The organism is Streptomyces sp. NBC_01591 (genome assembly GCF_035918155.1).
Classification (GTDB): domain Bacteria; phylum Actinomycetota; class Actinomycetes; order Streptomycetales; family Streptomycetaceae; genus Streptomyces.
The window spans coordinates 1,373,695-1,395,738 of record NZ_CP109327.1 but is presented as its reverse complement, the minus strand read 5'-3'; the positions used below and the strand labels follow the sequence as shown (position 1 = coordinate 1,395,738).

Annotated in this window: 19 protein-coding genes, 1 pseudogene and 1 riboswitch; of the genes and pseudogenes, 8 read left to right on the top strand and 12 right to left on the bottom strand. The window is 70.8% G+C overall.

What is annotated here, in order from left to right:
* Nucleotides 1-44 precede the first annotated feature (44 nt).
* The 3 genes from bioD to bioB are packed head-to-tail and all read right to left on the bottom strand — an operon-like array spanning nucleotide 45 to nucleotide 3,199.
* Complete coding sequence (gene bioD / locus OG978_RS06590) at nucleotides 45-734, bottom strand: dethiobiotin synthase (protein WP_326764281.1); 690 nt, start codon at nucleotides 732-734, stop codon at nucleotides 45-47.
* 1 nt (nucleotide 735) lies between these two features.
* Nucleotides 736-2,040, bottom strand: coding sequence for an adenosylmethionine--8-amino-7-oxononanoate transaminase (locus OG978_RS06585; RefSeq protein ID WP_326764280.1), 1,305 nt, complete (start codon nucleotides 2,038-2,040; stop codon nucleotides 736-738).
* Complete coding sequence (bioB, locus tag OG978_RS06580) at nucleotides 2,033-3,199, bottom strand: biotin synthase BioB (protein ID WP_326764279.1); 1,167 nt, start codon at nucleotides 3,197-3,199, stop codon at nucleotides 2,033-2,035. The genes OG978_RS06585 and bioB overlap by 8 nt, the downstream gene beginning before the upstream one ends.
* 142 nt (nucleotides 3,200-3,341) lie before the next feature.
* On the opposite strand from bioB, the gene OG978_RS06575 reads away from it, so the two are divergent.
* Nucleotides 3,342-4,484, top strand: a complete 1,143-nt coding sequence (locus OG978_RS06575) for an 8-amino-7-oxononanoate synthase (RefSeq protein WP_326764278.1) — start codon at nucleotides 3,342-3,344, stop codon at nucleotides 4,482-4,484.
* Here the strand turns inward: OG978_RS06575 and OG978_RS06570 are convergent.
* Together OG978_RS06570 and OG978_RS06565 are read right to left on the bottom strand one after the other, a co-directional pair.
* The gene (locus OG978_RS06570; RefSeq protein ID WP_326764277.1) at nucleotides 4,477-4,683 is read right to left on the bottom strand and encodes a DUF397 domain-containing protein; all 207 of its coding nucleotides are present in this window, start codon (nucleotides 4,681-4,683) and stop codon (nucleotides 4,477-4,479) included. The genes OG978_RS06575 and OG978_RS06570 overlap by 8 nt on opposite strands.
* A 24-nt stretch (nucleotides 4,684-4,707) precedes the next feature.
* On the bottom strand, nucleotides 4,708-5,568 hold the full coding sequence (locus OG978_RS06565) for a helix-turn-helix domain-containing protein (protein ID WP_326764276.1): 861 nt from the start codon (nucleotides 5,566-5,568) through the stop codon (nucleotides 4,708-4,710).
* A gap of 204 nt (nucleotides 5,569-5,772) precedes the next feature.
* Between OG978_RS06565 and OG978_RS06560 the strand changes: the two genes are divergently transcribed.
* The gene (locus tag OG978_RS06560) at nucleotides 5,773-6,204 is read left to right on the top strand and encodes an ATP-binding protein (protein ID WP_326764275.1); all 432 of its coding nucleotides are present in this window, start codon (nucleotides 5,773-5,775) and stop codon (nucleotides 6,202-6,204) included.
* Between the two features lie 33 nt (nucleotides 6,205-6,237).
* Here OG978_RS06560 and OG978_RS06555 read toward each other — a convergent pair whose 3' ends face one another.
* On the bottom strand, nucleotides 6,238-6,951 hold the full coding sequence (locus OG978_RS06555) for a LysR substrate-binding domain-containing protein (protein ID WP_442817662.1): 714 nt from the start codon (nucleotides 6,949-6,951) through the stop codon (nucleotides 6,238-6,240).
* Nucleotides 6,952-7,013: 62 nt separating this feature from the next.
* Between OG978_RS06555 and OG978_RS06550 the strand changes: the two are divergent.
* Nucleotides 7,014-7,202 (top strand): annotated as a pseudogene (locus OG978_RS06550) (LysE family transporter); the annotation flags it as partial.
* Nucleotides 7,203-7,291: 89 nt separating this feature from the next.
* Here OG978_RS06550 and OG978_RS06545 read toward each other — a convergent pair.
* The 6 genes from OG978_RS06545 to OG978_RS06520 all read right to left on the bottom strand — a co-directional run bounded on the left by OG978_RS06545 (nucleotide 7,292) and on the right by OG978_RS06520 (nucleotide 12,419).
* A complete protein-coding gene (locus OG978_RS06545) occupies nucleotides 7,292-7,765 on the bottom strand; it encodes a C40 family peptidase (RefSeq protein ID WP_326764274.1) in 474 nt (157 codons plus the stop codon).
* Between the two features lie 3 nt (nucleotides 7,766-7,768).
* A riboswitch (cyclic di-AMP (ydaO/yuaA leader) is annotated at nucleotides 7,769-7,941 on the bottom strand.
* Nucleotides 7,942-8,340: 399 nt separating this feature from the next.
* On the bottom strand, nucleotides 8,341-8,649 hold the full coding sequence (locus OG978_RS06540; protein ID WP_326764273.1) for a hypothetical protein: 309 nt from the start codon (nucleotides 8,647-8,649) through the stop codon (nucleotides 8,341-8,343).
* 7 nt (nucleotides 8,650-8,656) lie between these two features.
* Nucleotides 8,657-9,292, bottom strand: coding sequence for an ATP-dependent Clp protease proteolytic subunit (locus OG978_RS06535; protein ID WP_326769954.1), 636 nt, complete (start codon nucleotides 9,290-9,292; stop codon nucleotides 8,657-8,659).
* Nucleotides 9,293-9,475: 183 nt separating this feature from the next.
* Entirely contained in the window at nucleotides 9,476-9,760 is a 285-nt protein-coding gene (locus OG978_RS06530; RefSeq protein WP_326764272.1) for a hypothetical protein, read from the bottom strand.
* Between the two features lie 1,030 nt (nucleotides 9,761-10,790).
* The gene (locus OG978_RS06525) at nucleotides 10,791-11,099 is read right to left on the bottom strand and encodes a hypothetical protein (protein WP_326764271.1); all 309 of its coding nucleotides are present in this window, start codon (nucleotides 11,097-11,099) and stop codon (nucleotides 10,791-10,793) included.
* A gap of 531 nt (nucleotides 11,100-11,630) precedes the next feature.
* Nucleotides 11,631-12,419: a leucine-rich repeat domain-containing protein gene (locus OG978_RS06520; RefSeq protein WP_442817825.1), complete on the bottom strand. Its 789-nt coding sequence runs from the start codon at nucleotides 12,417-12,419 to the stop codon at nucleotides 11,631-11,633.
* A 413-nt stretch (nucleotides 12,420-12,832) separates the two neighbouring features.
* Between OG978_RS06520 and OG978_RS06515 the strand changes: the two genes are divergently transcribed.
* From OG978_RS06515 to OG978_RS06495, 5 genes are all read left to right on the top strand, one after another.
* The gene (locus tag OG978_RS06515) at nucleotides 12,833-15,775 is read left to right on the top strand and encodes a helix-turn-helix transcriptional regulator (RefSeq protein WP_326764269.1); all 2,943 of its coding nucleotides are present in this window, start codon (nucleotides 12,833-12,835) and stop codon (nucleotides 15,773-15,775) included.
* A gap of 220 nt (nucleotides 15,776-15,995) precedes the next feature.
* On the top strand, nucleotides 15,996-16,625 hold the full coding sequence (locus tag OG978_RS06510) for a hypothetical protein (protein ID WP_326764268.1): 630 nt from the start codon (nucleotides 15,996-15,998) through the stop codon (nucleotides 16,623-16,625).
* Between the two features lie 131 nt (nucleotides 16,626-16,756).
* A complete protein-coding gene (locus OG978_RS06505) occupies nucleotides 16,757-18,259 on the top strand; it encodes an ankyrin repeat domain-containing protein (protein WP_326764267.1) in 1,503 nt (500 codons plus the stop codon).
* A gap of 105 nt (nucleotides 18,260-18,364) precedes the next feature.
* Nucleotides 18,365-20,716, top strand: a complete 2,352-nt coding sequence (locus OG978_RS06500; RefSeq protein WP_326764266.1) for a leucine-rich repeat domain-containing protein — start codon at nucleotides 18,365-18,367, stop codon at nucleotides 20,714-20,716.
* On the top strand, nucleotides 20,713-21,867 hold the full coding sequence (locus OG978_RS06495; RefSeq protein WP_326764265.1) for a hypothetical protein: 1,155 nt from the start codon (nucleotides 20,713-20,715) through the stop codon (nucleotides 21,865-21,867). The genes OG978_RS06500 and OG978_RS06495 overlap by 4 nt, the downstream gene beginning before the upstream one ends.
* The last annotated feature ends 177 nt before the right edge of the window (nucleotides 21,868-22,044 follow it).

Genomic DNA, 22,044 nt, shown 5'->3' with positions numbered 1-22,044 from the left:
AGCACGCTACTTGGATTCTCCCCCGTCCTGAGCGGCTCAGACGCTCAGTCGGCGGGCCGATTCCCGCCCAGCTCCGCCGCGAGCCAACTCCGGGCCCGGGCACGGAAGTCGGTGGGCTCCAGTGTTCCCGCACCGGCCGGCACCGCACCCAGCAGCGGGGCGCCCGCCACCACGGGCAGGTCCACCAGATTGCAGCGCGCCGCGAGGTCCGGCTCGGCAGGCATGCTGCCCACCACCACTCCGAGACACTCCAGCCCCCGGGTCCGCAGCGCCTCCGAGGTCAGCGCGGTGGTGTTGAGCGTGCCCAGACCGGCGGGCGTCACGACCAGCACCGGGGCGGCCAGCAGCCGGGCGGCGTCGGCGAGGGTCGAGCCGTCGTCGTCGAACCGTACGAGCAGACCGCCCGCACCCTCGATCAGCACCAGATCGTGCGCGGTCGCCAGTTTCTCCGCCGCGTCGGCGATTTCGTACGGCCGTACCGGCGGGAGACCCGCCCTGCGGGCGGCCGTGGCAGGCGCCAACGGTTCGGGGAAACGGGCCAGCTCGACCGCGGTGACATGACCACCCGCCAGCCGTGCCACCTCCGCGGCATCACCGGGCTCTCCGGGGGCCAGCCCCGTCTGCGCAGGCTTGAGCACCGCGACGCCGCGGTCCCGGCACGCCGCCGCCACGGCCGCCGTCACGACCGTCTTGCCGATCTCCGTGCCCGTCCCCGTCACTACCAGAACCGTCATCTCATCCCTCTCGCGCTGCCGCGCACACGGCGCGGCAGATCCGTGCCACGTCCTCGTCACCGGTCACATACGGCGGCATGGTGTAGACGAGGTCGCGGAACGGCCGCAGCCACACCCCTTCCCGTACCGCCGCCCGGGTCGCGGCCGCCATGTCCACCTCGTGATCGAGCTGCACGACGCCGATCGCACCCAGCACCCGTACGTCCCGCACCCCGGGCAGCTCCGACGCCGGGGCGAGCCCCTCCCGCAGCCCGGTACCGATCCGCTTCACCTCCCGCTCCCAGTCCTGGCCGAGCAGCAGATCGATGGAGGCGCACGCCACCGCGGAGGCGAGCGGGTTGCCCATGAACGTCGGTCCGTGCGCGAGCACCGGCACCTCGCCGCGCGAGATGCCCTCTGCCACCCGGGAGGTACACAGCGTCGCCGCCATCGTCAGATAGCCGCCGGTCAGCGCCTTGCCCACGCACATGACATCGGGCGAGATCCCCGAATGCCCGGCGGCGAACAGCTCCCCGGTACGGCCGAAGCCCGTGGCGATCTCGTCGAACACCAGCAGCACATCGTGCTCGTCGCACGCCTCGCGCAGCACCCGCAGATACGCGGGGGAGTGGAACCGCATCCCGCCCGCGCCCTGCACCACCGGCTCCACGATCACCGCGGCCAGCCGGTCGGCGTGCTCGGCGATCAGCTCCCGCAGATGCCGTACGTACGCGGCGTCCGGTTCCGCGTCGAAACCGGGCGGGGGCTCGTCGGCGAAGATCTGCCGGGGCAGGACCCCCGACCACAGCTCGTGCATGCCGCCTTCGGGGTCGCACACCGACATCGGCTGCCAGGTGTCCCCGTGATAGCCGCCGCGCCAGGTCAGCAGCCGCTGCTTGGCGGGCCGCCCGGCCGAGCGCCAGTACTGCAGACACATCTTGACCGCGACCTCGACGGAGACCGACCCCGAGTCGGAGAGGAAGACGTGCCGCAGCGGCTCCGGGGTGATCTCGACCAGCCGGGTGGCCAGCCGCACGGCGGGCTCGTGGGTGAGCCCACCGAACATCACATGGCTCATCCGGCCCAGCTGACCACGGGCCGCCTCGTTGAGCACCGGATGGTTGTAGCCGTGCACCGCCGACCACCAGGACGACATGCCGTCGACCAACTCGGACTGCCCGTGGGCCGGTTCTGCCAGCCTCAGCCGCACCCCGGACGCGGACTCCACGACCAGCGGCTCCTGACGCCCCGGCATCGGGCCGTACGGATGCCAGACGTGGGCCCGGTCCAGGGACCGCAGTTCGGCCGGGGAGAGGGCTTCAGGCATTGGGGGCGAGATCCGTTCCCGCGCCGCGACGGCGGACCGCCACCAGGTCCGTGCGTGCGGCCGGCGTGTCCTGGGACTCGGCCGCGGCCTCCCCGGGCGCGTCACCGCAGGGGGCGCATCCGCCGTCGTGCGCACCGCATCCGCCACCCGGCTGCGCCCGGTGCCCGGGCAGCGTCGTCGTGCCCGCTCCCTCCACCTCGAAACCGGCGTCCGCGATCATGTCCAGGTCCGCCTGACCCGCCTGCCCCTCGCTGGTGAGGTAGTCGCCCAGGAAGATCGAGTTGACCAGGTGCAGGGCCAGCGGCTGCATCGAGCGCAGATGCACCTCGCGTCCGCCCGCGAGCCGTACCTCCACATCCGGGCAGACGAACCGGACCATCGCCAGAATGCGCAGACAACGCTGTGGAGTGAGGTTCCACTCCTTGGCCAGCGGAGTTCCCTCGAACGGGATCAGGAAGTTCACCGGCACCGAGTCCGGGTCCAGTTCGCGCAGCGAGAAGACGACATCGACGAGGTCGGCGTCGCTCTCGCCCATCCCGGCGATCAGTCCGGAACACGCCGAGAGCCCGGCGGCCTGCGCCTGGTGCACGGTCTCCACCCGATCCGCATAGGTGTGGGTGGTGGTGATCTCCCCGTACGTCCCCTCGGACGTGTTCAGGTTGTGGTTGTACGCGTCGGCGCCCGCCGACCGCAGCCGGTCGGCCTGCCCGTCGGAGAGCAGCCCGAGGCAGGCACACACCTCCACGCCCTCGTTCTGTTCCTTGATCGCCTCGATGGTCTCCGACACCCGGTCGACATCGCGGTCCGTCGGACCGCGGCCGCTCGCCACCAGACACACGCGCTTGGCCCCGCCCGCCACCCCGGCGGCGGCGGCCTTCGACGCCTCGTCCGGTTTCAGCCAGGTGTACTTGAGGATCTCGGCCTTCGAGCCGAGCCGCTGCGAGCAGTACGAGCAGTCCTCGGGGCAGAGACCGGACTTGAGATTGACCAGATAGTTCAGTTTCACGCGCCGCCCGAACCACTGACGGCGCACCTTTCCGGCCGCGGCCACCACTTCGAGCAGATCGTCGTTGGAGGTCGCCAGTACGGCGAGGGCTTCTTCGCGGGTCGGCAGCTTGCGCCGCAGCCCCTTGTCCACCAGCGTGTTCAGGAGGTCCATGGCGAAGATCCTGGCCTACCGCACGGCCCGCAGCCAAGGAGGAACCGGACAACAGAGCCTGCCGATGGTGTGTGTATTGCCACACCATGACCTGCTACACCCGCGGTTAGAGTCTGTGAGCTGCCTACAAAAGGGACCGCTCATGCCCTTCGACCCGTTCGACTGGATCGACGAGGAGGCGCGCCGCCGCGCGGACGCCGGACTCGTCCGTACTCTGCGCCCCAGGCCCGCCGCACCCGGACTTCTGGACCTCGCGAGCAACGACTATCTGGGGCTGACCCGGCACCCCGACATCACCGCTGCCGCGGCCGAGGCCGCGCGCACGTGGGGTGCGGGCGCGACCGGATCGCGACTTGTCACCGGCTCCACCGCACTGCACGCAGAACTCGAAAGCGAACTGGCCGAATTCTGCGGCTTCGAAGCGGCCCTAGTGCTGTCATCCGGCTACGCGGCCAATCTCGCGGCCGTCACGGCGCTCACCGGTCATGGCTCACTGATCGTCTCCGATGCGGGCAACCATGCCTCGATCGTGGACGGTTGCCGGCTCTCCCGCGCCGGGACCGCCGTCGTTCCGCATGCCGATCCCGACGCCGTACGCAAGGCTCTGCGGTCGCACGAGGGACGGGCGCTGGCCGTCACCGACTCGGTCTTCTCGGTCGACGGCGACGCGGCACCGCTGCCCGAACTGGCCGACGTCTGCCGTAGCGAGGGCGCCGCGCTGCTCGTCGACGACGCGCACGGCCTGGGCGTGCTGGGGGACGGCGGCCGTGGGGCGCTCGCCGCCGCCGGTCTCGCGGGCGGCGAGGGAATCGTCACCACGCTCACCCTCTCCAAGTCCCTGGGCAGCCAGGGCGGAGCGGTCCTCGGACCGGCCCGGGTCATCGAACACCTCGTCAACACGGCCCGTACGTTCATCTTCGACACCGGTCTCGCTCCGGCCGCGGCGGGCGCCGCACTGAGGAGCCTGCGGCTGCTGCGCCGCGAGCCGGAGCGGGCCGGCAGGGCCCGTGCCGTCGCCACGACGCTGTACGAGCGGCTGACCGCGGCCGGCCTGACCGCCGTGCGGCCGGACGCGGCCGTGGTCTCGGTGCGTGCCCCCTCGGCGGACGCGGCGGTGCGCTGGGCGGCCGACTGCCGCACCGCCGGAATCGTGGTGGGGTGCTTCCGGCCCCCGTCGGTGCCGGACGGCGTGTCCCGGCTGAGGCTGACGGCGCGAGCTGATCTGACCGAGGAACAGATCGCCACCGCCGTGTCGGTCGTGCGGCGGACTGCTCCCGTCAGCTGACCGGAACCCGGTGCAGGCCGGCGACGAACGAGTTCCAGGCCGCCGCGGAGAACCGCAGCGGTGGCCTGGACACATCCTTGGAGTCCCGCACGGCCAGCCGCCCGTCACCGAACGGTGCGGTCTCCACACAGTTGTTCATACCCGTGCTGCGGCTGCTGCGCCGCCACCGTAAGCCGTGCTGTGCGAGGCAATCCGACATGAGGCCCCCTTGGGCGGTCCGGGGTCACTGACCGTCGCGGTCGATCGCGGCGATGAGGTCCAACGAGTGCTCCGGCGACAGCGCGTGTGCCTGCATCGTGCGGAAGGCCGAGCTGTACGCCTCAAGGTCTTCTTTCCGCTCCAGGTAGAGGCTACTCGTCAAATGGTCGAGAACGACCACATCCAGATCAGAAGTGCTCGGAAATGAGAAGATAACGAAAGGTCCGGTGAGGCCGGCATAGCCACCCACCGAGAACGGCAGCAACTGGAGCTGCACATGAGGAAGTTGAGCCACACGAGTCAGATGACGCAACTGCTCCCGCATCACCCGGCACCCGCCGACCTCGCGCCGCAGCACCGCCTCGTCGAGCACCGCGCTCAGCCGCAGCGGCGGATCCGTCCGCAACACCCCCTGCCGGGCGAGCCGCACCTCCACCAGTGAGTCCAGCTGGCCGGCGGGCAGCCCGTCCAGCGACGCCCGGGTCACCGCCCGCGCGTAATCGGCCGTCTGCAGGAGCCCCGGCACCACCGAGGTCTCCAGCGTGCGCGCGGTCCGCGCCTGGGACTCCAGACTGATGAAGTCGCGGTACTGGGGCGGGATCAGACCGCGATAGGCGTGCCACCACCCGGTGCCGCCACCGCCCGCCGAACCCGCCAGCGTGGCCAGGAGATCCCGCAACTGGGCGTCGTCCACGCCGTACGCGTCGAGCAGCCGGGTCACATCGGCGGGTTGCACCCCGCTCACCCCGGTCTCGATCCGGCTCACCTTCGACTGGTGCCACCCGAGCATCCGCGCCGCGTCCCGACTGGTCAGTCCCGACACATGGCGCAGACTCCGGAGTTCCTCCCCGAGCTTGCGGCGTCGAACCGCAGGGCCGTGCTGCATCTACGGCCTCCCTCCCTCTTCTGCCGAGCGGACAGTGTGCCGCCCACAGACGGTTTCGCGTGGCAGGGTTCACCGCATTGAGCGACAGATATATGCATATCTTGGTGGATCGCCGTCACAGAGGGCAGCATCAATGGCAATCTGGCCCGAAGCGCAACCCAGACCGATCGCGGGTCGGTCCGGGTGGGAAAGGGACGGCTCGCCATGGCAGACCATCAAGAAGCACACCTCACTCTGCCGAGCGATCCGGTCTCGGTCTCGGCAGCCCGCAGGTACGTGGCCAAGGTGCTCACCGAATGGGGCCTGGCCACCGACACCGACTTCGCCGACAGCATCCAGCTCATCGTCTCGGAGCTCGCGACCAACGCCGTACAGCACACCTTCGGGCAGTCGCCCACCTTCACCGTGGACCTCCGGCTGGAGCGGGAGGAGCAACTGCTTCTCGGGGTGACGGACAGTCACCCCCGCTGGCCCAGGCGACTGCCCGCCGCCGTTCAGCAGGACAACGGACGCGGCATGGTGATCATCCGCTGTCTGGCCAAGGAGTGCGGGGGCCGGCTCACCGTCACCCCCACCGCCGACGGCGGCAAGACGGTGTGGATCGCGCTTCCGTGGAGCATCCCCGTGCAGAGCTGACCAGCGCGTTCCGGTGGCCGCCCGCCCGCGCGGTCACCCGGCTTCGCCGCCCGGCCGCTGCGCCGACGCCGACCGCCCGAACCCACTGCGCAACAGGGCCTGGAACGTCGCCGCGGCGGCGCTCGCCCGGTCACCGCGGTGCACCACCGAGATCGTCCGCCGGAAGGAAGCGGGATCCAGCCGCCGTACCGACAGCGGCGTCGGCGACATCGCGGCGACCATCTCCGGGACGACCGCCATCCCGATACCCGCACTGACCAGGGCGCACACCAGTGCGTAGCCGGGCGACTCGCAGACCACGGCGGGTGTCGCCCCGGCCTCGGCCAGCGCCTGCTCGACCCCACGGCGCGGCGGATGCGTCGGCGCGCTGCTGATCAGCGGCCGTCCCGCCAGCTCCGTCACCGGCAGTCTCCCGCTGCCTTCGGACAGCATCTGACCGACCGCCGTGATGAGGACCAGCTCCTCGACCAGCAGCGGTTCGGCGAAGACCCCGGCGGGCCAGGCCACGGCGGCAGTCGGCTCGTACACATGAGTCAGCGCCAGATCGACCTCGCCCGCGGCCACCGCGGCGACGCCCTGGGGCGGTTCGTACTCGGTCACCGCCAGCTCTACATCCGGGTGGGCGCGCCGGAAGGCGCTCAGCACCGGCGGCAGCAGATGCATGCCGGCCGTGGTGAACGTGCCGACCCGCAGACGTCCGCCGGAGAGCCCGGAGAGGCGGGCCAGCTCATGGCGTGCCTGGTCCATCTCGTCGAGGGCGCGCCGGGCGCGTCCGGCCAGCAGCTCGCCCGCGGCTGTGAGCCGGGCCCCTGCTGCTCGCGACGATCGTCGTGGCGCTGGCGCTGGCGCTGGTCTGGTTCCCCGCCGTGGCGCTCCTCGTGGACCGGCTGGGCCGGTGGCTGCGCCGGCCGCGTACCGCGCGCGCCATCGAGGGCGGCAGCGGCGCGGCGCTCGCCGCGTTGGGCCTGATGCTGGTGACCGGTCCCCTGCTGCACTGAGCGCGGAAGGGGCCAGCGGCCGGGGCAGCAGGGCCTGTCCGGCGGAGCAGGGCCGGGGACGCGGCCTCGATCCGCCGACGGGCCCCGCCTCAGCGGACCCGCCCGTAATAGACGCTCTTGGTCCAGATCCTCTCCAGCCGGACCACCGCGCCGGTCCTCGGCGAGTGCCAGATCTTGCCCTTACCGGCGTAGATCCCCACGTGGTAGACGCTGCGGCCATAATGGAAGAAGACCAGGTCGCCGCGTTTCCTGTGCGAGGCCGAGACATGGCGGGTCCGGTTGTACTGCTGCTGGGCCGTGCGGGGGAGCTTCTTGCCCGCCTTTTTGAACGAATAGAGCGTCAGCCCCGAGCAGTCGAAGCGGTTGGGGCCGGTGGCCCCCCATCTGTACGGCGAGCCCTTCTTCGAGGCCGCGATGTTGAGCGCCTTCATCGACAGAGTCGCCGCCTGGGCATCCGTCGTGGCGCCCGGGACGAACATGGTGCCGCCGACGGCGGCGAGCGTCAGAACCGAGGCCGTACCGGCCCGGACGAGCAGAGACGGGACATGAACCTGCGCAGTCATGCGCAACCCTTCGTCAGCCGCCTGTGAAGGATGACCTGTCGGGTTCGGGCTGGCGAAGTTGCCCGGCCGCGTGCGGCGGCTTCACCCCGAGGGTCGACCGGTGTTCAGGTCGACCCGTGGTGCTCGGGTCCTCCACTCCTGCCGATCCACTTATGTCGACCAGGCATCCGGGCGGCGGCAGGACTCGGCGTCCGCCCGGACCGCCCCGCCGCGGTGGCGGGGGCTTGTCGTCCCAGGGATCTTGACTCACCGACTGCCGGATTTCCGAGCTGAAACAGGGATATGTGAGGCTCCTCACGACTGATCCGTTCGGGTGGACATGATGATTTTCGACGCTCCGCCGGTGATTCGGGCCGCTTCCGTACCAGGGGCGGAAGGGTGGATTCCGCCCACTGTCCACGCGGAAAACGCAAATTGAGCCATCCCTCGTGAGGGGGACTCCCTACGCCGAACGAGCGAGGATTTTCCATGGACGCGTCGGGCGTGTCGGGTACGGGAGTTGGGTGAAGGCCGCCGGATGCCGGGACGAAGGGAGTTGGCCGAACCCAGCCGTGCGCGCGGAGCGCGGAAGTCGGTCAACTCGCCGGAGCGGGGGGTACGGTGACGCGTCCGGCCCGCCGTTCCCCGTCCAGTACGCGCAGCGCCCGGGCGAGTGTGGCGGCGTGGATCCGTGCCTCGCCGCGCTCGTGCATCAACGCGAGGGCGTCCCGCAGTGCCCCTGCCTGCGAGACAAGGGCCTGTGCGGCGCGCAGCGCGCCGTAGGTGTCGCTGCCACGGGCCGGGTTGATCCGGCCGACCTGGTCGAGGACTTCGAGGTAGCGGTCGATGAACTCCCCCTCGGCGCACGTCAGTGCGGGAAGCGGCGGGAACTCCGGCGGCTGCATCGGGTGTTCACCTCGCGCCGTGCGGGGGGAGTGAGGAATTCCGGTTCTCCAGGACGTGGTCCACCAGTCCGTACGCCTTGGCACCCGCCGCGTCGAGAATGAGGTCGCGTTCGGTGTCGTCGGCGATCTGCTCGGCGTCGCGGCCCGTGTGACGGGCCAACAGGGCGATGAGCATCCTGCGGACCCGTTCCAGTTCCTGCGCTTCGATCTCCAGATCGGACGGTTGGCCCTGCACCGGCTCGGTGAGCTCGGGCTGCCGCACGACGACCCTCGCGCCGGGCAGTGCGTGCCGCCGGCCGGGAGCGCCCGCGGCGAGCAGCGCGGAGGCGCAGGAACCGGCCTGGCCGAGGCAGTAGGTCTCCACCTCGCAGGCGAGGTACTGCATCGTGTCGTAGATCGCGGCCATGGCCCCGAACGAGCCGCCGGGGGAGTTGATGTAGAGCGATACGGGCCGGTCCGGGGCGTCGTGTTCCAGGTACATGAACTGCGCGATCAGATCGGTGGCCGCGGTGTCGTCCACCGGGGTGCCGAGGAAGACGATCCGCTCGGCGAGCAGCTTGGAGTACGGGTCGAGGGTGCGGCTCCCGTTGGTGGTGCGCTCGGTGAACTCGGGCAGTACGTGACGGGCGGTGGGACGGAACAGCATGGCGATGCCTCTCCTGCGGGGTCTGCACGGGGGTCTGCAAGCTTCCGTAAAAAATGTACAGGACGTACAGAAGGTTATGATGGGAGCGCGATCCTGGTGATCCACGAAAGTCCCAGGTCAGAGGCTATTTTGGCTGTTCGCTGAGGGCGGATGTCTCACAATCTCTAGACGTCTTGATCATCAGGCTGCTTCGCCCTCACTGAAACCGAGTAGAGAAGTGAGGCGGTCCGAGGCGACGCGGAGGTCCTCGTGGCTCGGATGGACGTACACCCGCTTGGTGAAATTGGCGTTGGCATGCCCGACCCATACGGCGAGGATGATGTCCGGCACGCCGTTGACGGCGAGAAACGTGAGGCACCAGTGACGCGCGTCGTAGAGCTGGACCTTCCGCAGCTTCAGCTTCCGCTGCAGGGAGTACGAGGCCTCACGGAGGTCTCGAGTCGTGAGCAGCTGGCCGAGGGCCACGATGAGTCACGCCTGGTCAACCACCGCCTGAAAGTGACCGAGGCATCTGAAAGTGGCAGTGCACCCCCGCAGGTGACGTCACCCATTGAGATGATTTCTGGCACTCGCGTTGCGGCCCCTTTCAGAGCCGAGCCGTCCGGCCCGCGTCCGCGGGCTCCGCATAGCCGTGGAGGCACGGAGCCCGAGACAGCGACGAGTTGCCCCGCCGCTGCGTCGGCAGTGCGACTGCTTCCCTGCCGACGTCCGGCAGCGGCCGCACTCGCCAACGCCCACCCTTCCCGCGATCGACCCGGTGTACAGGACTTCGACCCCGCCCGGAGCGCCGCCGTCCTGTCAAGGACCAGCCAACCCGGTGTCCGCACGCGCTCTTCGCCAGCTGGGACTTGCCCGATTACGCGGGCTACTCGTTCGGTCCAGCCGGGGACGAGGACAAGATCGCCGTGTGGATCGGTTCTGACGGTGCGCCCGAGGACGTGGCGGGTACGTTCACCGAATGGTTCAACGCGGAGATGGATCGGCACGAGCAGCACATCGCCGAGTTCGACGATGCGAAGGTAGCCGAACTGCGAATGGCTTACGGCAAGGGTGTCGAAGAGCCGCGCATGGCTGGCATTGACCCAGATGATCCTTACTGCCTGCTCGGATACTCGCTGGGCGGCTCCTACGACCAGGCCGCGTACACCACCGAAGACCTCGACCTGTTCTGGGTGGGCCCCGGCGTATGCTGCGGTGTTCACGGCGTGTACGGGCTGATAGACAGGTCGGGCACCTGGCGGATCCCGTACGGCACCAAGTTCAGGGCCGTTCGGCCATTCCGTGATGGCGTCGCCGAGGTCATCGTGGCCTCGAAGGGCACCAGCGATACCGGCCCGCGGACCAGGATTCGGCCGGATGGATCGATCGTGCGCGGACAGGCGGGGTTCATGGGCGGAGGTTCGGGCGTTCGTCCCACCGCTGGGACGTACGCCCGCACCGCCGCTTATGAGAACACTGTGTGGGACACCCCCGGGGTGCACCGCGCGGGGCCTGGTCAGCAGCGGGCCAGCACCGCCACCTCATGGCCGAACCCCACCACCAGCCGGCCATCCAAAGTGACAGCCACCGCGTACACCTCCGCAGGGAACACCAACTCCGGTCCGGACGGCCGGCCGGTGGTCAGGTCCCACACGCGCACCGTCCCGTCCCCGCTGCCGGTGACGGCGACCGGACGCCGGTACACCGCCCCCACCAGCCGCCCAACAGGCCCCGAAGCCGCATCCACCAGCCCCAGCAACTCCTCCGGGTCGGCATTCACCAGAAACCCCGGATCCACCAACCGCCCATCCGCGCCCGCAAGCACGGCCCGAAGTGCGGCTCAAGGCCCGTTTCCCGGTTCGCTACGGCCTCGGCCGAGGCAGGCTCCGATGCCGAGATCGTGACGGTTCCGTCCCCGGCGGCGCGGCGGAGGATCGCCAGGCTGTCGTGTATCAACGCTCTGCTCCATTCATCTTGGGGTCTTCTTGCGGTCTCGTTCCGGTGGTGCCGCACGCGGCGGGCACCGGTGGTGGGCCGACGGGACTGACGGGAAGCCGTCGGCGGCCTCAACGCGCCGTCAGGCGGCGTCGCCTCGCCAGGTCCGGTAGCCGGCTGAGGCGGCGACGTCGGTGAGGCCGCGGAAGTCCGGGCGGCGGGCGAGGGTCCGGTTGGCGGCCTGGTAGGCGTCGTCCGTACGGTCCGCCTTGAGGAACAGCTTGACCTGTACGGCGCGGATCCAGTCGCGGGTGGGGTTGTCGGGCTCGCTGCGGGCGAGGGCGGCGAGCCGCTGCCGGACGGGCGGGTCCAGAAGGCCGAAGTCGATGGTGACGTCCTCGAGTTCGGTGAGCGCGTAGAACTACTCGGGCAGCGTCGTCAGGCCGTTGAACCCCAGGTCCAGTACCCGCAGGCGGGACAGCCGGGCGAAGGCGTCGTCCGGCAGGGTCAAGGGCGGCCGGATCCCTTTCCTGCTTCCGGTCCGTTCTTTGTACCGGGTCTGCTCGCCCCAGCGGCTGATTTCCAGCTCTTCGAGCGTGGTGATCGCCCACACGCGGTCGAGCAGGCGGTGGCCGGGGGAGTGGTCGGCGTTGCCGCTGTTGCCGTTCATACGCAGGACGCGCAGTCGTGGCAGCCGTGACAGGTCGGGCAGCCGCTCCACCCGGCCCAGGGCGCTGTCGAGGTTCAGCTCCTCCAGCGCGGTGGCGAGCAGCAGGTCGTCGGGGACCGAATCCAGCACTGCCACCGACAGGTTGAGCCTGCGCAATCCTGGTAACCGGGTGGCGAGTCGCGGGAACGGGACGAGCTTCGGGTCGGCCTCGACGCGGTCGGCCGGTGCCGGGTGCAGCCATGACAGGTCGAGTTCTTCGAGGGCGGGCAACCGGGACAGGGCGTCGGGGAGAGGGCACGACAGCTTCCAGGTACGCAGTACCCGCAGCTCGGAGAGGTCACCGAGCTGGTCGGGCAGGGCCCGCAGGGGGTTGTCGGCGATGTTCAGCACCTGCAGGCCACGCAGCAGGCAGATCTCCGCGGGCAGTTGTGCCAGCGCCATGTTCGAGATGTCGAGTTCCTCCAGATGCGGAAGCTCGCCGAGCCGTGCCAGCAGCCGGTCAGCGCCGGACCACCGGCCCGCGAGCCGGAGCCTGCGCAGTGCGGCACCCGTTCCGGGTCCTGCCGCAGGGCCCGGTGCGTCGCAAGGTCGAGTTCGGTGACCTCCGCGGGCCGGGCCCGCAGCCGTGCCACCTAGTCCGCGGAGGCCGCCAGGTGCGGCCCGGGTGTGTCGCGCAGGACGGGCATCCCGGCTGCCAGCGCGGCTTCGAACGGTCAGGACCTACTACGGAGCCGTCGGGGTGTCCCGTAGCGACTGGTCAGCAGTGTGACGTGCTGCCCGTACGTCGGTCACCATGCGCCCCTGACCGGCGCGGGCCGAGCCCGCCACAAAGGGGCAGCGTTGTCGTACTCGTGCTGTAGAACGCTGCCTGACAGCGACAGTCGCCCAGCCCCGTGTCGTTGCCACCGGGGCCCTGGCGTGCCGTGGCGGCGTTCGTTCCGAGGGAGATCGTGGTGGTTGAGTTGTACAGGGGATCGGGCAGGCGCACGAACAGCGTGCCGTTCGTCAGCAGGTCAGCCGAGCTCCGCCGGCTCGACGCAGCCCTGCAGCACATGGGAGCCGGTGGCCCGGCCCTCGTCGACATCACCGGTGAGGCCGGTATCGGCAAGAGCCGGTTGCTGGCGGAGTTCAGTACGCTCGCCCGCCGCCGCGGGGCGGCCGTGCTGCGCGGCCGGGCCACCGAGTACGAACGGCACAGCCCGTTCCAGCCGTTCGCCGACGCGTTCGCCGACCTCGACCAGCGGGTGCTCAGAGTGTTCCCGTCGCTGCGGGAGCTCCTTCCGGTGCTGCGGGGGAGGGCCGAGCCCTCGGGCGAGCCGTGGAACAGGGACCGTTTCTGCCTCTACCGGGCCACCGCGGACGCACTGCGCCGCATCCGGGGCGCGCGGCTCGTCGTGGTCCTCGACGACCTGCACTGGGCGGACCCGGCGTCCCTGGAACTCGTCGACCACCTCGTGCGGCACCCCGTGAAGGCCCCCTTCCTGCTCGTCGTGTCGCGCCGCGACCGCCAGGCCCCGGCGGCGCTCACCACGGCGCTGGCGCGCGGGGCCGACACCGGCGCGGTGCTGCGGATCTCTCTCGGCCCGCTCGACGAACGGGACTGCGTCGAGGAACTGGCCCGCGACCTGCCGCAGCAGCGTGCGGCCGAGATGTACGCCGCGAGCGAGGGCAACCCGCTGTACTTCCTGGCGCTCCTGACGGCCCATCGCACCGCCCGGCTGCCCGGGCCCCCGGTCCGGGACGGTGGTCCGCCCGCGGGCCTGGAAGCACTACTACTCGACGAACTCGCCCCTCTGGACCCAATTGAGCGCAGCACCGTAGAAGCCGCCGCCGTACTCGGCGACCACGCCACGGCCGACCTCATCGCCGCTCTCACCGGCTCACCCGTCCCCGACGTCGTCGAGGCCCTGCGCGGGGTGATGCGCCGCGATCTGATCCGTACGGACCAGGCCGGACGCCGTCTGGCACTGCGCCACCCGCTGATCCGGGCGCTGGTCCACGACAGCACCGATCCCTGGCGGCGGCAGGAGCTCCACCGCAGGGCGGCGGCCGAACTGGCCGAGGCCGGCGCACCCCTCGCCGAGCGGGCGCACCACATCGAGCGTTCACTGACCGGCTGGGACCCGGAGGCCGCCGCGATCCTGACCAGCGCCGCCGGACAGACCGCCGTGACGGCCCCGGCCGCCTCGGCCCACTGGCTCGGTGCCGTCCTCGCGATCCTGCCCAACACCCCCGGACACCTCGACAAACGCCGTGAGTTGATGCTGATGCGCGCCGGGGCGCTCGGCACGACCGGGGCGCTGTGGAAGAGCAGAGACCTCTTCCACCGAGTGATCGACATGCCCGCCGGCAACGAGGACGGCGAGGACGGCGAGGACGCGCTCCGTACCTCCGCCGTCGTGCAGTGCGCCGTCATCGAGCGTCAGCTCGGACGCTACGCCGAGGCCGACGCGCTGCTGCGCCGCGAACTGGACCGGAGGCCCGGGCCGTCACCGTCCCAGCGGATCGGTCTCGTCATCGAATGGTGCTGCCGCGCGCAGTTCGTCGCCCGCTTCCCCGACGTACGGGAAGAACTGGCCGAGGCGTTGCGCGGCGCCCGCGATCTGGGTGACGGACTCGGCGAGATGGGCGCCCTGACGCTGGCCGCCATGAGCGAGGCGTACGAGGGTGACACGGCGGAGGCCCGTCGGCTCGCCCGGACCACGGCGGGGCTGGCGGACGCGCTCACCGACGGCGACCTCGCCGGGCTGTGCGAGCCCCTGGTCAGACTGGCCTGGACCGAGGTGATGCTCGACAGGTACACGGACGCCGAGCGGCACAGCGACCGCGGTGCGGAGATCGCCCGGCGGACCGGCCGGTTCTACGTCCTGTCGCAGCTCCTGCTGTGCAAGGCGTACGCCCACTTCCTGACCTGCCGGGTCACCACGGCGCTGGAGCTGGCCGACGAGGCCGCGACCATCGCCCGTGCCCTGGGCAGCGGCGAACTGCTCGGCTTCACCCTCGCGATCCGGTCCCTGTTCCTCATGCAGGCCCGCCCGCCGGGCGATCCGGACGTCCTGGCCGCCGCGGAGGAGGCGGCGGCAGCGGCGGAGGGCACGGGCGAGAGCTGGTGGTCCACGCTGGCACGGTCTCTGCTCGCCTTCGCCGCGATGGGCGCCGGTGACCCGCACCGCGCACGGGACGTCCTGCTGGACGCGGGCGGCGGCAGGGACCTGCCCCGATTGCAGCCCTCGCTGCGGCCCGAGTTCCTGGAACTGCTCGTCGCCGCCGCCTTGGCCGTCGGCGAGACGGAAGAAGCCGAACACGCGGCCGAACGCGCCCTCAAGGAGGCCGAACAGCTCGACCTGCCGACCCGCCGGGCCGCGGCGCTGCGCGCCCTCGGCCGGATCGAGGCGCACCGCGGGGACCCGGCCGCGGCTGGACGGGCGTTCGCCGAAGCCGCCCGGGAGAGCGCGCTGTCCGGGGCGACCCTCCGGGAGGCCCAGAGCCTGCTGTTCGGCGCCGCGTTCACCAGGGCCGCCGGTGACGGCGCCGGCGCGGCCGCCATGTGGCGCCGTGCCCGTCGGCAGGCCGCCGAGGGCGGGGCCACGCTGCTGGTCGCCCTGGCCGACCAGCAGCGTCCGGAGGTGCTGGGTGACACGGACGGGTCGGCGGAGCCGTCCGGACCGGCCGCCGGGCTGGCCCAACTGACCTCACGGGAACGGGAGATAGCGGAACTGGTCGCAGAGGGTCTCACCAACCAGGCCGTGGCCTCCCGGCTCTGCCTCAGTCCGCGCACGGTCGAGAGCCACATCGCCTGCGTCTACCGCAAGACGGGCGTCCCGTCCCGCGCGGCCCTCGCCACCCTGGTGGCCCGCCACAGGGTTACGGCACCGGGCACGCCGCCGCCCTCGTGACCAGTGCCGTCGGCCGGACGCGGACCGGGACGCTCCTCGGCCGAGCGTCCCGGAGGGCCTCCGTGCCGTGGAGTGCGGGTCGAGTTGCGTAGTTTCACTGAGCCTCGCTCGACAGGGGACGGGCGACGGGACGTCGGAGTGCCATCGGACCAGACTGTCGGTGCGGGTGCGGGAAACCAGTTCGATTGCTGCGGATTGCTGTGGGAGGAACGTGTGGCCGGTGACGTGGACCGAGGAGCAGCGCGGCAAGGTGTATTCCACCCGGGCGCGGGTCAATCCGGACCATCTGACCGAGGGGCTCGACCGGGGGCCGTGCTGGCTGGCTGCGGTGCCGCCGTTCGACGCGGCTCGCTGTTTCGCCGAGGCGCGCGACAAGAGCCGTCACGACGCGTTCAGCGGCTGGGAGTACGCGGGGCAGCAGGTGGAGAAGGGGGCGCGGCACGCGGCGCCTTCGATGGCCGCACTCGGGCTGCGCGCGGCGGCCCTCTACCGCAGCGGTGAGCGTCCGGACGTGCTCGACCTCGACGTGGAAGTGGCCATGACGGGTACGCGAACTTCGTTCTGCTCTCGCTCCAGCACGAGGGTGACGACCGCGTCCACGTCTGGTACCACGACGAGGAGCCGGACCGGATGGACGGCGGCATCCCCTTCGTGGAGTTCCTGCGCAGAATGCTCGACCGCGCCCGGCAGGAGGATCCGTTCCCCAACGGGATATGACCGGGACGCGGCGCCCTGTGCCGACCGATCGTCCTTCCCGGACCGGCCCCGGGCCCTCCCCGGTCCCGACCTCGGCCCGTGGGCGCCGAGTACGTGGGGATTTCCTTACTACGTCCGGCGAGGGCATCAGTAGAACTCCCCAATCGGCTACGGAAACTCGCGGAACCGGCCTGATCGCGGCCTACGGCCGACTTTGATGTGCCCCACGTGGTGAAGGCCGGCAGGCCCGGCCCACTGTCAGAGGCACGTCCTATGGTCCTCACTGTGAGTGAATCGATGAGTGAATCCCTTCTTGCTGCTGTCACCCCTGCCCATGGCGGCGACGCCCTGGAGCAGGCCACCCTGGTCCGTTCCCTGATCGCGGACGGGGCGGATGTCTCGGCGCGCGACGAGGACGGCGCCACCGCGTTGCACCGGGCGGTGAAGGCCCCGTACAACAGCGACGGCCCGCTGCCGTGCCCGGAGGTCGTACGGGCGCTGCTGGAGTGCGGCGCCGATGTGCACGCCGTCGACAAGAACGGTGTCCCGCCCGCCGGGTGGGCCGTGGCGTTCAGCGACTCCGATCCGGCGGCCGTGGTGCGGCGTTCGGTGGACATACTGACGCTGCTCGTCGAGCACGGCGCCCGGCTGGACGGCCCGAGCGGTTTCACCACCGGCAGGTCGTTCGCCCACCACAGATGCGTGGCCGCGCCGCTCTACGCCTTCCTGCTCGACCACGGCGCACCGACGGACGCGGTCAACGATCGCGGAGACACTCCGCTGCACGCGACCGTTCGTTCGGCGCGACCGGGGCTGGTGAAGCTGCTCCTGGAGCGCGGCGCCGACAACGCCGCGGTCAACGGCCTCGGCCGGACTCCGCTGGGGATCGCGTTGCGTCTGCCGGAGTACAGCATGGAGCAGCGGCAGGCACGGTCGGAGATCGTGTCCCTGCTTCAGGCTGCGGGTGCCCCGGCGCATGTGCGGTATCCCGTGGTGGAGGGCGGGCCGCTGCCCATCGACATGGAGGCGCTGCGGCAAGCGGCCGGGGTGATGCGGACCGAGCTGTCCGAGGTGTGTGAGGCCGCCGGGATCCCGGACAACAGCGGCTGGCTCACCACGCTGGTGGAGCCGGACTTCGACAGCTACCAGGACTTCGTCGCCGAACTGGGCGACGGCTGCGACCCCGACCATCTGCCGCTTCTTCCCGAGTTGTGCGCCAGGGCGCTCGGCCGGACGGGCGCGACGCGCACCCTGGTCGGCGACCAGCGGGTGGACACGCCGTTCTTTCATCACGGCGACCTGGTGGTGAAGGGCGACCTGGATGTGGTGGCCCCCTTCGTGGTCACCGGCTCGCTGACGGTCGAAGGCGTGCTGGCGGACTGCGGCCCGGATTCGGTGGTGGCCATCCGCGGCGGGGTGACGGCCCGAGGGGTGTTCACCAACGGCGAGATGTCCGTCGACGGAGACATCGAGGCCGATGTCGTCTACGGCGACTACAACGACAACACGCTCCAGGCGGGCACCATCCGCGCCCGCCTGGTCATCGAGGACGAGCACGAGACGATCGCCTCGGTGGAAGCGGAGCTCCACTTCGACCTGGACGACTTCGAGCAGGGGTACGGCGACAGCGTCCAGGAGCAGTTGCGCGAGCTGCTGGTGGACGAGGTGTTCGCCGTTGACGAGGACGAGGACGAGGACGAGGAAATGATGGACCGGGGTCTGCTGTTCGCCCGGCTCCGCGAGGGTCTGCCGGTCTTCCGCACGGACGCGCAAGCCGAGGCCCACTGAGCGCATGTACCCGTCGGCCTGGCGGCTCGCCCCAGCCGACCGCGCCTCGCACTTCCCCCACCGAATCCGCCTTACCGGGCACTTCACCCCACGGAGCAACCGCAGATGGCCGATGACGAAACCCAGAGCGGCCCGTCAGTACCCCCCGCCCTCACAACGGTGCACTCACCGGTGGGGTACCGCCTCATCAGCGCCCAGGAGGCGGAGGAGCGGTTCCGGGTCTCCGCCGATGTCGGCTACCCGTACGTGGACTTCGCCGACGAGCAGGAGATCCGCTTGTACGAGGGCGGTCTGCATGTCGCGGGTCACCTGGAGCCGGAGGGCGACAGCGACTGGGTGCCGTACAACACCGTCGTGGACGGTGATCTGACCGTCGACGGTGACCTGGCCTGGTGGGACGACCTCGGCAGCAACTTCTTCCTGGTCACCGGGGCTCTGCGGGCGCGCAACGTGCTGTTGTCCGGCTGCCCCAACGTGGTGGTGCGTGGTGACCTGGAGGTGGCGGGCGGCATCTGCGGCTCGTACGGGGACGACGGCGGTTGGCTCGTGGTGTGCGGGCGGACCCGCGCCCGGATCATCATCAGCATGTCGTACTTCGGCATGACCTTCGCCGAGCAGCCGCAGGCACTGCTCGTCGCCGACCCCCACTACACCAACTGCCCGGTGGACTTCACCAAAGTGGAGCTGGGCACCGTCCTGCTGCCCGAACTCCTCGACGACCACGGCACGGCTGACGCGCGGAAGATCGAGGAGGCCTTGCGCGAGGGGCGGCAGGTGCTGCGCGCCGGGGTCCGGCCGAGCCATCTGGCCGCCCTGGAGGAGCTGGACGCGCTGCTGGTGCGTGCGGAGGAGGTGACCGGACTCGACCTGTCCGGACGCAAGTTGAGGCACTTCCCCGAGCAGCTCCTCTCCTTCCCCAACCTGCGGGTCCTCTCCCTGGAGGGCAACGCCGAGCTCAAGACAATCGACCCGCGCATCGGCGAGCTGGCCGCCCTCGAAGAACTCCACCTGGCCGGGACACAGCTGACCGGGCTGCCCGAGTCCATCGGCCGGCTGCGGAACCTGCGGCTGCTGGACATCTCCGACAACGCCTTCACAGCCCTGCCGGACTCCCTCGGCGACCTGGACCGCCTGGAGGTGCTGCGCGCCGCACGGCTGACCTGCCCGCTCCCCGACACGCTCGCCCGGCTGCACACGCTGCGCGAACTGGACCTGTCCCGCCAGCACCAGGGCCGCTACTACCGCGACGGGGTCGACTTCCCCCCGATCGTCACCCGCCTGACCGGACTGAGGACGCTCGACCTGTCGTACGTCTGGCTGGCCTCCGTCCCCGACGAGCTGCTGAACCTGACCGAACTGAAGGAACTCAACCTGCGCAACTCCCTGTCCGCCCGACTGACGCGGCTGCCCGACCTGGCCCGGCTGCCCCGGCTGCGCGTCCTGCGCCTGAGCGGCAGCGCCTCGGGCTCCAACCAGCCCCCGCCCAGCCGCGACCTGCTCTCCGGCATCTGGCGCATCACCACCCTCGAACACCTGGAGATCGACCGCTGGGGCAAGGAAACGTTCGACGGCCGGAAGGCGCGCACCGCCTTCCGCGCGCTGCCCGACGACGCGTTCACCCACCTGTCGAACCTGCGACACATCGACCTGTCGTTCAACGAACTCACCACCCTTCCAGAGTCGTTCTTCGGACTGCGCCGGCTCGAGTTCGCGGGCCTGCGGTACACCAAGCTCGACCGGCCCACGCTGGAGCGTCTGCGCGCGATGTTTCCGCGGACCCGGCTCGACCTGCGGGACACCGGCACCAAGGAGGTCGTCCACGACCCGAACTGGCAGTCCGTGCACGCCCTGGTCAGGACCGGCGGCGGCAAGCTCTTCGCGAAGGACCACCAGGAAGCCGCAGCCGACTTCGAGGAGGCCCTCACCCTCTGCGTCCCCGGCGCCTGCCACTCCGACTACGACCAGCTCTATGCCCTCTACGGCCTGGTTGACGCCCTCGGTCAACTCGTCGACAACGCACCGGACGCCGACCGGCCCCGGCTGACCGCCACACTCATCCGGTACGCCGAGCAGGCGCTCTCCCTGATACCCGGACAGATCTGGCACTTCACCGACGAGGGTGCCTTCCAGGAAGAAGTCAAACGCCGCACAGGCAATGCCCTGGCCTGGCATCTGCTGCACGGCGGCGAGCCGGAGCGCGCGCTCGCCGCCGTCGAGCAGGCGCTGACCGTCGCCGCCGGGCCGGATTACGACTTCGTCCGCGACACCCAGGTCCGCGTCCTGCTCGCCCTCGGCCGCACCGACGACGCCTACCGGGTGGCCGACCGGGTCCTCACCCGTGACCCCTCCTTCGGCGACTTCGGCGACTTCGGCGACCTCGCCGCCCAGCCCGCGTTCCAGCGGTGGCGCCAGGACCAGCGCACCGCCGCACCCGAGGCCCCGGGGAGCGCCCGGTGAGACCCGACCGCGCCGTACCGTCGCCCGGCACCCGCCCACTCGACGAACTCGACCAGGTGCCCTGGGCCGAACTCCGGCACGCCTACGGCCCGGCGACCGACGTCCCGGAGCAGCTGCGCGTTCTGGTCCGCGGCGACGGGGAACGCCGGACACAGGCGTGGGACCGTATGTGGTCCAACCTCTACCACCAGGGAAGCGTCTACGAGGCCACGCTCCACGCCGTGCCGTTCCTGTTGCACATGCTCGCCGAGGAGACCACCCCTCACCCGGCCCGCGTCCTGGTCTACCTGCGTCACCTGGTCGTCGGCGAGGATGAGGTCGAGTTGCTGCCGGACGGCTACGACGAGGCCGGATTCGCGGACTGGCCGCAGCAGGACAGGGAACTCGAGGCCGCCACCCATGCGGCCGTGGCAGCGGGCGTGCCGGTCATCGTGCCGCTGCTGGACCACCAGGACCCGGGGGTCGCGGGCGAGGCGGCCCATCTCCTGGCCTGGTTCCCTGGCAGGGCGGCGGACATCCTGCCCGCGCTGCGCCGGCTGAGCGTCCGAAGCCCGCTGCCCAGAAGTGACCGCACGACGGTGCTCATCGCCATCGGGCTGCTGGCGGGCGCCTGCGGGGACCGGTCCGACACGGCCTTTCTGGAGCGGATGCTCGCCGACGTGGACGACCCCGACCGCTGGGCGGCGGCGGTGGCGCTGAGCAGGATCGCCACCCCCGATGTCCCGGCCGCGGCCATCGACGTGCTGGTCGGGGAGCTGGGCGCGATCAGTGTCGATCCGGAGGAGTACGGGATGGAGCCCAGGACCGGCTTCTGCTTCAACTCCCCGGAACAGCTGATCGTCCCGACGCTCCACCGGCTGCCCGCCGCCTCCCGGGACGCCGCACTGGACGCGGCCGGACGGGCCATCGCCGGTATCGAGAACCAGGACCGGGTGCCATGGGCAGAGGCCGCGGATCTGGTCGTCCTCGCGCTCGGCGATGCCGAACCCGGCAGCGCGGACACGCTGACGCCCTGGCAGCACGCGATGCTGCGGGCGCTGCTGACCGGTGACCGGATCTGGACGTCGGGGCAGTTGGGCATGCGCCTGTCCTCGGAGTACGGGCTCCCCGACACCCCGGACGCGCTGGAGGAATGGCTGGACCGTGCATGACCGGGGGCGGCCGGGCGTCGGCCGGGGGGCCGATTGTCAGTGGCCGCCGCCAACGTCGAAGACGCCGATGAGATGACGGCCGGAATTCCCGGCAGCTCTGTGCTGCGCTGTCGCGTCGCCAGACTGCCGGGGCGCTGGATGACCGAAGTGCGGCACCGCTGAATCGCTCCGTAGTGC